Source organism: uncultured Nostoc sp., from assembly GCF_964245575.1.
Taxonomy (GTDB): Bacteria; Cyanobacteriota; Cyanobacteriia; order Cyanobacteriales; family Nostocaceae; genus Nostoc.
In genome coordinates, this window is record NZ_CAXTNP010000264.1 from 1 (window position 1) to 10,855 (window position 10,855).

Genomic DNA, 10,855 nt, shown 5'->3' on the forward strand with positions numbered 1-10,855 from the left:
TTTTTGCACAGATGCGCTAATTATAACTAATTAGCCGGACTTGATATCAGATGAACTTTTTTCCACTGAACCTTTGCCGCAAAACCTAGAAGTTTCAGGAAATTACTAAAACATCCCTAGAAAATTATAATTACAGGGCAATGACTGCTGGTGATAGCATCGAAGCATTAGCAATTTATGCCCAGCATAAAGATAAAATTAGTGCCGCAATTATCGATATGATGATGTCCAAGATGGATGGAGCAACTACTATTCAGACATTGCAAAATATCAATCCGTTATTGCCGATTATTGTTGTTAGTGGACTTGCAACAAGCGAACAAGTACCAATCGACAAAACAGATGAACATACAGCGTTTTTACCCAAACCCTACACAACACAAGAATTATTGAAAACCTTACATACAGTTATTAGTCAATAGTATAATCTGCATGATCTAGACGATCGCAGTCATATCTACCTTTAATTGCTTGATTGAAAAAGCTGCCAATTGAGTTAGAGGAATGTAAATCTTCCCAAGTATCCTCGTCTACGCCTAAGTACTGATAAACACCTCCATTTTGAAACTCAACTTGCAAAATGTGTTCGTCGTGATCGTAGCCTACAGCGATCGCCATTGATGAGCTAACTGGTAACATAGCGATTGGTTCTTCTTTAAAAGGTAGCACAGGCGTTTGGGCTATCGTCTCGTTCAGTTCTTGTAATCCTTCATAAGCTTGTACTGGTGCTGGAATTTCCAAAAACTCTAGTTCGTCACCTCGATCGAGCAACAACTGCAAATATCCATCAGAGTGAGCGATCGCAACTAAACTGCTCAAGTCTACCTTAGATAGCTTCATTTATTTTGTGCTTTCCTATTGGCGTAGTAAAACGTGCTAAAGTTTTATACAACACGTAAGTATTTCATAGTACAAATATACTAAAAAAGTATTTCGCTGTCAAGTTTTTTCTCGCATGAGAGAAATTACTGATCCCAACTATATTAGTCTAGGGACTTCCAAGAAATAAATTATCCAAATAAACGTAGACGCTGCATCGGCTTCAGGCTACCACTCCAGACACAGAGAACATGGAGGAATAAGGAGGAGAGAGTTTTTTCGCCAGTTTTTTGAGTATTTTTTTATTTGGAAGTCCCCTAAGTAATTTTGCACAATAAAACCCTTTTTTCTCCTTGCCTTATCCCAACGATAATTATTTCAGGACTTACGCAAAATAATGGAAAAACGAACCGCAAAGGCGCAAAGGACACAAAGGGAAATACTGACGATTCGGCTTGGGCCAATGGGCGTGTTTGAGTCACCTTAGTACAGCATTTCATTAAGTTTGTAGCAAATTAAATTTGGTAATGCCAATGCATTGCTCTGCAATGTTAATGCATCCCTTTACAATGCCAATGTATTGCTCTGCAATGTTAATGCATCCCTTTACAATGCCAATGCATTGCTCTGCAATGTTAATGCATCCCTTTGCAATGACAATGTATTGCTCTGCAATGCTTATGCACTAAGATTTTGCAAAACTGTACTTACTTGTGCAACCAAAACCCTTGTAGAGATGTAAAATTTTACGTCTCTACATCAACGATTCATACCTATATTTAGCAACGCATCCGATCTACCCAGAGACAACGGCAGAGTTTATCTCATGAAACTCGGATTTCTCAGTTTGCAAGTAACGATAAAGACGATTCAGGGCGTTGAGATGAGCGTAAGCTGCGGCTACCACGATATCAGTATCAGATGCTTGTCCAGAGAATATCCGCTCTTGATGCTTCAAGCGAACTGTCACAGTTCCTAGTGCATCAATTCCTTCAGTCACAGATTGAACGGAAAACTCAATCAGTTGATTGGGAATCTGTACCAATCGATTGATTACTTGATACACCGCATCCACTGGGCCAGTGCCTACACTCGCATCCGTGAGGATTTTACCTTCGGGAGTGACAATTGTAATAGTTGCAGTTGGGCAAGTGCAGTCACCGCAGATTACCTGGACGTGTTCGATTTGGAAGCCACTTTCTACTTGAATCTGCGTTTCATCTCGAACGATCGCTTCTAAATCCCAATCTGATATCTCTTTTTTCTTATCGGCGACATCTTTGAATCGATTGAAGGCTTTATTCAAGTCTGCTTCGTTCAATTCAAACCCTAATTCCTTGAGCCTGGTACGGAAAGCATTTCGTCCAGAGTGCTTGCCCAAAACAATGCGATTTTCTGGCAAACCGATCGCAGCAGCTTCCATAATTTCATAAGTCTGGCGATGCTTGATAATCCCATCTTGGTGAATACCAGACTCATGGGCGAAAGCGTTTGCTCCCACGATCGCTTTATTGGGTTGAATTAACATTCCGGTTAATTGGGAAACCAAGGATGAGGTTTTGTAAATCTCCTGAGTCTTAATATTAGTCAGGGCTGCATCTGATTCAACCGGACGACCAAAGTAAGGATTGAAAAATGGTTTGCGAACCTGCAACGCCATCACAATTTCTTCTAAAGCTGCATTACCTGCTCGTTCTCCAATACCATTAATAGTACATTCCACCTGACGCACGCCATACTCAATTGCTGCCAAAGCGTTAGCTGTCGCCAAACCCAAATCATTTTGGGTGTGAATGGAAAGAATCACTCCATCGATATTGGAAACATGTTCTCGAATTCCTTGAATCAGAGTTCCGATTTCCTTGGGTGTGCAGTAACCAACGGTATCAGGAATGTTGATTGTAGTTGCACCTGCTGCGATCGCCATCTCCAAAACCTGATAGAGAAACTCTGGCTCGGTGCGGCTAGCATCCATTGGTGAAAATTCTACATCGTCTACAAACGACTTGGCATAGGCAATCATTTCTGCTGCGATCGCTAATACTTCGCTGCGAGATTTTTTCAATTGATATTTCAGGTGAATATCAGAGGTAGAAATCATTGTGTGAATTCTGGGACGAGCCGCTTCTTTCAAGGCTTCGGCGGCGGCGTGAATATCTTGGCGAATGGCTCTAGCTAAACTGCAAATGATTGGCCCACCTGCTATTCCGACTTGTTCAGCAATGGTTTTAACAGCTTGAAAATCTCCCGGACTAGCAACAGCAAAACCTGCTTCAATCACATCAACACCAAGGAGAGCTAGTTGATGAGCGATCGCTAGCTTTTCTTCTACATTCAGGGTTGCGCCCGGTGATTGTTCGCCATCCCGTAGCGTGGTGTCGAAGATGATAACTCGGTCTGGTTGAGATGCGATGCTCATAACTTTCTCCTGTGGTATTGAAGGGATGTTTCAAAAACTTACTTTGGATATTGTATACAATTTTTGGATTTTGTATACAATATAAAATATGAACTTAAATGACTTGGCAGCGAATGTGCTGCAACAACAACGCAGTACCCCAGATTTAATTGCCGATGCTTTGCGGGAAGCGATTCTGCGCGGTATATTTCAGGAAGGACAATCCCTGAGACAGGATGAAATCGCCACTCAGTTTGGCGTTAGTCGGATTCCCGTGCGGGAAGCGCTTAAGCAGCTAGAAGCAGAAGGATTGGTGACACTGCATTTAAATCGTGGTGCGATCGTATCGGTGTTGACAGCACAAGAGGCGCAAGAAATCTGTGAAATTCGTAGCGCTTTAGAAGTAAAAGCGATGCAGTTAGCAATACCCAAGTTCAGGGAAACAGATATAGAAAAAGCTGCTGTGATTCTGGAAGCGACAGATCAAGCAACTGATGCAGGTGTGTTGGCAAAACTCAACTGGGAATTTCATGCGACGCTGTACGCCACTGCTGAACGTCCTCGGTTGCTGACAATGATTAAAACTTTACACGTTAATTGCGATCGCTATGTTCGGGTACAATTAGCGCAGATGGATTACCAAGAGCGATCGCAAAAAGAACACTATCAACTCTTAGAGGCTTGTCAAAAGCAGGATACAAAAGCTGCTGTCAGATTACTGAAACGACACATAGACACCGCAGGAGAACAGCTAATTGCATACTTGCAGCAAATTGCTCAGAAACGCTGATTATTTAATGATCTAGTAGAACAGACTAAACAGGAAATTTCCACTATTCTGTTCAATAAACCCCTCCCTTGAACTAAAGTTCAACTTTATCCCTGTTTGCCTCGGAGAGGGACGGTTTTACGTAGTAAAAGCAGAGAGAGGTCTTTTTAAGTTGTTCAGAGAAAAAAATAGGATCGTCCATGAAAAAACTGATCCAACGTATTAAAAGATTGCTGCAACGTATCTTCAAAAGGTTTGCATCCAATTCTCAGCAGACATCGCCTTTAATAAATTCTCGCCCCTTAGAAACTTCTATTCCTAGTGTTTCTCCCCGATGGGAATCTGGTTTAGTACTTGTGTGTTCACAATGTGCAAACGAGCGCTCAAATAGTTTTCATCCAACTAGCAAAAGCTCAACAGCTTCCGAAGACTTAGAGAATTGGTTAAAATCTCGTTTAAAATTTGAGGGATTATGGGGAGAATTTCGGGTTGTTAGCACCAGTTGTTTAGGAGTTTGTCCAAAATCTGGTATTACTGTAGTTATTGTAAGTAATGGAAGTAGCGGTAATAGTCCATGCTTAATTGTAAATCCTCAGAGCGATCGCGAACTTCTCTACTCACGCATCAAACAGAATAAAGGATGACTTTACAGCTTTGTTAACGCCTAGATTAGGATATTTTTTCACTAAATTATTGAATGCTAAACGAGTGGTTACAACGCGACTGTAACTTTTACACCAACCGCAGATAAGGACACTTTTGCAAGAATATAGCTGCCTTATTGTGGGCATCTACATTATCAATATGTGCTGGCGTAGGTCGAATAATCCCACTAAATAAGTCATCTAACCCGTAGGGAGTAAAAAATTGCCATTGGCCTTGTGTATCTAGCCGAACTCCTACAGCAGTAGCAGTGTGCAGCCAATCTGTAATGCCATCCTCCGTACTAGTGTAGGGTCTGCTACCAGGCCGCCAACGAGCAAAACTAGCTTGATTTTTTACATCAAACTGTTCATGAGGAAATTGTTCTGCAAGAGTCGCCTTTGCTGCTAGTTCTTGAGAACGGTTCCCCTCTTTATCAAAGAATGCAATATCAAAATCTTTAATACCTAATTTACACTCATTACCAAAAATTGCAGACCAAACGGTGTTTCGGACTGCACCCCCAGCTAACCACCAGTTAGGTAAATTTAGTTGAGCGATCGCTCTTAATACTGTATGAATAGGTGTATCAGCTAAAATCATCTGTAGACGAGTGTTACTATTCATATCAAATTCCTGGGATTATTAACTAGAAGCTGAAAATATTATTCACATTTCATTAAGCTTACGGTCTTGATAGACCCACTGTGATACTTGGCAGGTAAAGGTTTATTAGGGTAACTGCTAAATATATATTTTTAAAGTGTCCATTTATCAGGCTTGGCGACGCATTGCTATACCAGCAAAAAAACCATTAGGCTGGCTAGCAGAAACAATTCTCAATGCTTTTGATTTGGATTACGACCATTTATATGAGTTTAGTTATAAAGACCGTTTTGGTCGCACAATTAAAATAGGTCATCCCTACATGGAAACACCCCCATTTGCTGACCAAGTACAGATTGGTAACTTGTCTCTAGAACCGGGTGCTAAAATAACCTATCTTTATGATTTTGGTGACAACTGGAAATTTGATGTGCAATTATAAGCAATTAATCAGCCTGATAATAAAATCAAAAAACCAAAAATTTTAGAAGTTCACGGAAATGCACCTCAACAGTATTGGAGTGGGGATAATGAATCGGATGAGCATCAAGAATGAGGAAGATTTAGAGAGATGTGGACAATGAAAATCTCTTCATGTCCCCCTATCCCTGTGTCTTCTTCTCCCTGCTTCCTCATATCCCATATTTCTAGTTAGTATGATGAAGCAACACAAATTTTAAGGAGATAAAACTTATGAGTCTTCCATATACTGGAGGTTGTCAATGTGGACAGATTCGTTATGAAATTCATGCCCAAGCGTTAACCCTTTACGTATGCCACTGTAAGGAATGTCAGAAACAATCGTCTAGTGCCTTTGGAATGTCTCTCATCGTACCACGAGATGCTGTTGTGATTGCTCAGGGACAACCGAAAGCTTGGACTCGCAAAGCTGATAGCGGGCGTGAAATAAACAATTTGTTTTGCGGTGACTGTGGAACGCGATTGTTCCATGAACGGACTTACAACCCAAATACTATCAACGTCAAACCCGGAACGTTAGATGATACAAGTTGGTTACGCCCAGTAGGTAACGTTTGGACACGCAGTGCCCAGTCATGGGTGATAATTTCAGACCAATTGCTTAACTATGATGGGCAACCAGAGGATATGCAGCCTTTATGGGAAAAATGGAAACAACAGCATCCATAAATGCACAACTCCCGATATCAAACATTATACCCCTGACACTTAAACCAACGCCCTCGGTTGGTAGTCTAACTCATGACTATACCAAACCAGAGAATAACAAAAGTTTAGTAGTAAAGTGCTTTAATGAACATATTAAATTATTTAAAACAGTAATAGTAAACTCAAATTATAAGTTTAGTTTGTATATCATATAAATTCCCATACTTGTCTATAAATCATGTTAATCCAGCTAACACACTATTAATATTTCACATGAAAACTTATTGGACATTTCCAATCAAGTGATTTAAGTAAAATTGGATAAGTAAGACGATTTTGGTTCATTCTCAACACTTTTAACAGTTATTTCTATACAAAGTTGATGACAAACGACACACCACAAGAATTGAACGCAGACCAAGAGATTGGGCGCTTGATTGATCAGGTAATGTCTTCATCTCTGACTGATGAACAGTACCGCAAAAAGATGCAGCGACGCAAAGAAGTACAGGATCAACGTATAGCACAAGCTGTACCAGAAAAAGGGTTAATTATTGTAAATACTGGTAATGGTAAAGGTAAAACCACTGCGGCTTTGGGGATGGTGTTACGATCGCTTGGTCACGGGTATAAAGTAGCGATCGTCCAATTTATCAAAGGTAGTTGGGAACCTTCAGAAAAACGGGTTTTTAGTAATTGGGAAGACCAGTTAGAATTTCACGCAATGGGCGAAGGCTTCACCTGGGAAACTCAAGACCGCGATCGCGATCTCGATAAAGCTAGCGCCGCTTGGCAAAAATCATTAGAATATATTCGCAACCCAGACTTTCACATGGTGTTGTTAGATGAAATCAATATTGCGCTCAAAATGTCTTACTTAGAAGTAGAGGATGTTTTAGCGGGTTTGGCGCAAAAACCAGCTAACAAACACGTTATTCTTACAGGTAGAGGCGCACCTGCTGCAATAATAGAGCGTGCTGACCTCGTAACTGAAATGACCCTAATTAAGCACCCTTTCCGCGATCAAGGCGTTAAGGCGCAACCAGGAATTGAGTATTAAATTGAAGATTACTTGCACATTTGCAACGTGCGGCGATCGCTAGCAGTGATGGAATTTAAATGATAAAAATCTTGCAGAGCCACCGAGTAAGGATAACTGCTTAACTCATCTTCGCTCACTTGAGGTAGTCTATTGCTTGCAGCTACCTGATTCGACTGAGTAGAACTGGCTTCATTTGACGAACTATTAACCGTCATCGCCAACTCTCCTGATGGGTTGAGTGTACCCTGAAAACAATTAAACTCTGAGTGGGGCATAAACAATGCACCCGTTACCTTATCCTGCTGCTTTTGAAATATGATATAACCTTGACCAAGCTGGTTTGATTTTGGGGATTGACCATAGAGGTAAATCCCATCTTTTACAGGAAAATCCGCTTTTGGTAAAACTCCAGCGTCTTTTGTCGCTCCTTGAGAATCTGGAACCAACGCTGTGGTTGTAGGTAATGTTTTTCCGCTCTGATGACCAAAAAAGTCTTTATCTCCAGAAGCCGCATTGAGTTGACTTCTCTGTTCTTTAACTCTTCTTAGCTGCGACAAAAGAGAGTTGTCGGTGGTTTTCTGAATTTGAGCCGATGATAATGAAGAATTTGTAACTGGTATTACTTGAGTCTGCTTGGCTATAAAGCCCAAACCGAGAAGTAAGCCTAAGCCTGCGAGAGAAATTCCCCATTGACGGGGAGATAAGAACTGATGAAGGTTGTTAAGCACCCTACTTCTCCTGTTAAAAAACGAACTAATCTATTTATAACTTACTTAAATTATCACCAAGTCTTAATTGTCAAAGACTTTGTTTACAACTTATATTACTATTGTCCAAAAAAGAAAACTGTCAAAAACTGAAGTTTTTATTTAATTTAGCTCAACAATCTAAGATTAGCATCACTTACAGTCTTTATTCTTCATTCAATAGGTTCATGCCATTGGGTGAGGTCAATTTGTGCGATCGCTCCCTTGTTGCTTTCATAGAAAAGGATTGCCCCTTAGCTGAGTACTGAGTTTTAATGATAACTTTTTTACTTGATTATGAGCAATAGTTCTACAGTCAAAGTAACTCTGATACTTACAGCTAGTTCCGTAGATCGAGGAAGACTGCGCCTAGACGTGAAAGTGCGTCAGATTGAAAAAGGGTTGCAATGGTGTAAATATGGTGACCAAATTAAATCGCAATTTTGATGGGTTGTGGGGGTTTGGATAAAATCACCCCTCTACCCAGGAACGATCAGTTTGGATTTTCATCTGTGGGGAAATGGGTGATAATTAACTGTGGTGCAGGTTAATTATATTTACCCTATTCTATGACTGAAGATTTACTCAAGTCGTTTCAACAAGCTTATCGCAATTTGGAACTGTTACCCTTAATTGAAGAGAAAGATTTACGACGGTTTCGGGTAGAGTATGGTGAAGATACTATTGATGAATTGATCCAGTTGATTGAAGATAGTCCCAATTTAGATGGTAAGGTTGTTTTCACAGGACATCGGGGATGTGGTAAGTCTACTTTGTTGGCGGAATTTAGCCGAAGAATAGGAGATAAATATTTTGTTGTTTTATTTTCTATTGCTAATACTATAGAAATGTCTGACGTAAATCATATTAATGTCCTATTTTCTATTGCTGTTAATTTAATGTTGGAAGCGGAAGCGCGTCAAATTGATATTCCTGCTTCTACTAAAAATGCGATTGATAAATGGTTCGCTACCCGCGTCCGCACGGAATAAACCAATATTCCAAGGGAAGCTTCTAAAAAATTTAATATATTTGAATTATTTAGTTTAAAATTAAAAGTTGACTCGAAAATTAGTTATGAACTCAAACAAGAATTTGAGCGCAAAATTTCTGAGTTAGTCGCTCAATTAAATATTATCGCCGCAGCAATTCAAGCGGGGACAAAAAAACAAATATTAGTAATTATTGATGATGTAGATAAACTTGATTTAGCAGTAGTCAATAATCTGTTTAAAGATAATATCAAAGCTCTTTGTTTACCTGGATTTAGGATTATTTATACTATCCCGATTGCGGCTTTGCGGGAAACAGCACTCAAACCAACTATTGAAAATGAAACTAACGATCAAGTTGTAGCAATGCCTGTTTGAAAGTTATTTAAAAAAGGAGAGAGTCATTTAGCAAATGCTACACCATTTCCAAAAACTTTGAATATTCTTTGTGAAATATTGACTAAACGAATCTCAAATAATTTACTTGAATCATCAACCGCAGAAAAAATAGTTTTAAATAGTGGTGGCGTGTTGCGGGAATTAATTCGCATTTCTAATGAATGTTGTCGAATTTGTCTGCGGTTAATTCGCCGGAAACCAGAAGATAAAGTAATAATTAATGATGAAATTTTAGACCAAGCAATTAATAATATCCGCAATGATTTTGCTATGCCTTTAGGTAGTGTAGATTATCGAATTTTGCAAACAATTTATCAAAACTTCAAGCCAGAAGACCCGAAACAGCAAGAATTTCTCGATTTACTACATGGGCTTTATGTGCTTGAATATCGCAATCGTCAAAATTGGTATGATGTTCATCCTATTATTGTTGAATTGTTGCGTGAGGAGGGTTTAATTGATGACAGCCAATAATCAGAATAAAAATATTAGCCTTGATAAAAAAAATCAAGATGCTTTTGACGATTTAATTGTCTCCATCGAAGCAGGAGAAGGTAAATTTAATTGACTCATTGGTGTTTGTGATAAGGCTGATTTTCGTAATAAAATAATTGACCGCTATGAAACAGAATTAAAACCTCATTTTTGTACTTATACTGTTACATTAGACGAACAATAACCTAATTTAAAAGCCGCTATTCAACAACTCTTAGAAAAGGAAGAATGTCTACAACAGTATCAACCAGCAGTGATAACTGTCACGGGTGCAGAAAAGTTGCTTTTTCTCAGGCTGGGGGAAGAACAATCAGCACAAGAAAAATTCTTTGGTTATTTGCAGTGGACAAGGGAAGGTTTGGGGAAATTTCCCTTTGCGATTGTCCTGTGGGTGACGCATCAATTGATGATTAATTTAATCAAAAAAGCACCGGATTTTTGGAGTTGGCGTAATGGAGTATTTCGGTTTGTTTGTCCTGCTAAAAATGTGATTTCTGCGAGAGAAGTTGAGACAATACGTTTTGCTTTAATAAGTACAGAGTTAGAAAATTTTAATAGTGATAATGACTATTTTTTACCCATTGAAGATTTACAAATATTAATTCACCAAATAGAACAGCAAAGCGAAATTAAAGACACGAAATTAGCAAGTTTGTATATTACATTGGCGAACATTTACAAACAGAGATTAGATAGAGGTGAAGCCCAGGACTATCAACAAGAATTAGATTTAGCAATTAAATATACTTATAAAGCGCTAGAATTGCAAAAAGAATTAGGGTTAGAGGAAGATATCGCCACTAGCCTCAACAACCTAGC

Annotated in this window: 11 protein-coding genes and 2 pseudogenes; 9 read left to right on the forward strand and 4 right to left on the reverse strand. The window is 39.2% G+C overall.

What is annotated here, in order from left to right; genetic code table 11:
* Window positions 1-95: 95 nt before the first annotated feature.
* Window positions 96-422 (forward strand): annotated as a pseudogene (locus ACFFAP_RS30370) (response regulator); the annotation flags it as partial.
* Here the strand turns inward: ACFFAP_RS30370 and ACFFAP_RS30375 are convergent.
* Both ACFFAP_RS30375 and ACFFAP_RS30380 read right to left on the reverse strand, forming a co-directional pair.
* A complete protein-coding gene (locus ACFFAP_RS30375) occupies window positions 412-840 on the reverse strand; it encodes a KTSC domain-containing protein (RefSeq protein ID WP_375514700.1) in 429 nt (142 codons plus the stop codon). The pseudogene ACFFAP_RS30370 and the gene ACFFAP_RS30375 sit on opposite strands and share 11 nt — an antisense overlap.
* 775 nt (window positions 841-1,615) lie before the next feature.
* Window positions 1,616-3,238, reverse strand: coding sequence for a 2-isopropylmalate synthase (locus tag ACFFAP_RS30380; protein ID WP_375514701.1), 1,623 nt, complete (start codon window positions 3,236-3,238; stop codon window positions 1,616-1,618).
* 88 nt (window positions 3,239-3,326) lie between these two features.
* Between ACFFAP_RS30380 and ACFFAP_RS30385 the strand changes: the two genes are divergently transcribed.
* Window positions 3,327-4,007, forward strand: coding sequence for a GntR family transcriptional regulator (locus tag ACFFAP_RS30385; protein WP_375514702.1), 681 nt, complete (start codon window positions 3,327-3,329; stop codon window positions 4,005-4,007).
* Window positions 4,008-4,186: 179 nt separating this feature from the next.
* A complete protein-coding gene (locus tag ACFFAP_RS30390; protein ID WP_375514703.1) occupies window positions 4,187-4,630 on the forward strand; it encodes a hypothetical protein in 444 nt (147 codons plus the stop codon).
* Window positions 4,631-4,718: 88 nt separating this feature from the next.
* Here the strand turns inward: ACFFAP_RS30390 and ACFFAP_RS30395 are convergent, their stop codons facing one another.
* Window positions 4,719-5,255 carry a nucleotidyltransferase family protein gene (locus ACFFAP_RS30395; RefSeq protein ID WP_375514704.1) on the reverse strand — a complete coding sequence of 179 codons (537 nt, stop codon included), beginning with the start codon at window positions 5,253-5,255 and terminating at the stop codon, window positions 4,719-4,721.
* A gap of 136 nt (window positions 5,256-5,391) precedes the next feature.
* On the opposite strand from ACFFAP_RS30395, the gene ACFFAP_RS30400 reads away from it, so the two are divergent.
* The 3 genes from ACFFAP_RS30400 to cobO all read left to right on the forward strand — a co-directional run bounded on the left by ACFFAP_RS30400 (window position 5,392) and on the right by cobO (window position 7,422).
* Window positions 5,392-5,676, forward strand: a complete 285-nt coding sequence (locus ACFFAP_RS30400) for a hypothetical protein (RefSeq protein ID WP_375514705.1) — start codon at window positions 5,392-5,394, stop codon at window positions 5,674-5,676.
* Between the two features lie 251 nt (window positions 5,677-5,927).
* Window positions 5,928-6,383 carry a GFA family protein gene (locus ACFFAP_RS30405; RefSeq protein WP_375514706.1) on the forward strand — a complete coding sequence of 152 codons (456 nt, stop codon included), beginning with the start codon at window positions 5,928-5,930 and terminating at the stop codon, window positions 6,381-6,383.
* Window positions 6,384-6,744: 361 nt separating this feature from the next.
* Entirely contained in the window at window positions 6,745-7,422 is a 678-nt protein-coding gene (cobO, locus tag ACFFAP_RS30410) for a cob(I)yrinic acid a,c-diamide adenosyltransferase (RefSeq protein WP_375514707.1), read from the forward strand.
* Between the two features lie 8 nt (window positions 7,423-7,430).
* Here the strand turns inward: cobO and ACFFAP_RS30415 are convergent, their stop codons facing one another.
* The gene (locus ACFFAP_RS30415) at window positions 7,431-8,132 is read right to left on the reverse strand and encodes a hypothetical protein (RefSeq protein WP_375514708.1); all 702 of its coding nucleotides are present in this window, start codon (window positions 8,130-8,132) and stop codon (window positions 7,431-7,433) included.
* A gap of 587 nt (window positions 8,133-8,719) precedes the next feature.
* On the opposite strand from ACFFAP_RS30415, the gene ACFFAP_RS30420 reads away from it, so the two are divergent.
* From ACFFAP_RS30420 to ACFFAP_RS30430, 3 genes and pseudogenes are all read left to right on the forward strand, one after another.
* On the forward strand, window positions 8,720-9,142 hold the full coding sequence (locus tag ACFFAP_RS30420) for a hypothetical protein (RefSeq protein WP_375514709.1): 423 nt from the start codon (window positions 8,720-8,722) through the stop codon (window positions 9,140-9,142).
* Between the two features lie 456 nt (window positions 9,143-9,598).
* Window positions 9,599-10,015 (forward strand): hypothetical protein, encoded by a 417-nt coding sequence (locus tag ACFFAP_RS30425; protein ID WP_375514710.1) that lies wholly within the window; start codon window positions 9,599-9,601, stop codon window positions 10,013-10,015.
* 274 nt (window positions 10,016-10,289) lie between these two features.
* Window positions 10,290-10,855, forward strand: a pseudogene (locus ACFFAP_RS30430) (tetratricopeptide repeat protein); the annotation flags it as partial.

What these genes read in the sequence shown, in the direction of transcription:
- ACFFAP_RS30375 (WP_375514700.1), bottom strand. Translation starts at nt 840, where the DNA reads ATGAAGCTATCTAAGGTAGACTTGAGCAGTTTAGTTGCGATCGCTCAC.
- ACFFAP_RS30390 (WP_375514703.1), top strand. Translation starts at nt 4,187, where the DNA reads ATGAAAAAACTGATCCAACGTATTAAAAGATTGCTGCAACGTATCTTC.
- ACFFAP_RS30380 (WP_375514701.1), bottom strand. Translation starts at nt 3,238, where the DNA reads ATGAGCATCGCATCTCAACCAGACCGAGTTATCATCTTCGACACCACG.
- ACFFAP_RS30405 (WP_375514706.1), top strand. Translation starts at nt 5,928, where the DNA reads ATGAGTCTTCCATATACTGGAGGTTGTCAATGTGGACAGATTCGTTAT.
- cobO (WP_375514707.1), top strand. Translation starts at nt 6,745, where the DNA reads ATGACAAACGACACACCACAAGAATTGAACGCAGACCAAGAGATTGGG.
- ACFFAP_RS30395 (WP_375514704.1), bottom strand. Translation starts at nt 5,255, where the DNA reads ATGAATAGTAACACTCGTCTACAGATGATTTTAGCTGATACACCTATT.
- ACFFAP_RS30420 (WP_375514709.1), top strand. Translation starts at nt 8,720, where the DNA reads ATGACTGAAGATTTACTCAAGTCGTTTCAACAAGCTTATCGCAATTTG.
- ACFFAP_RS30385 (WP_375514702.1), top strand. Translation starts at nt 3,327, where the DNA reads ATGAACTTAAATGACTTGGCAGCGAATGTGCTGCAACAACAACGCAGT.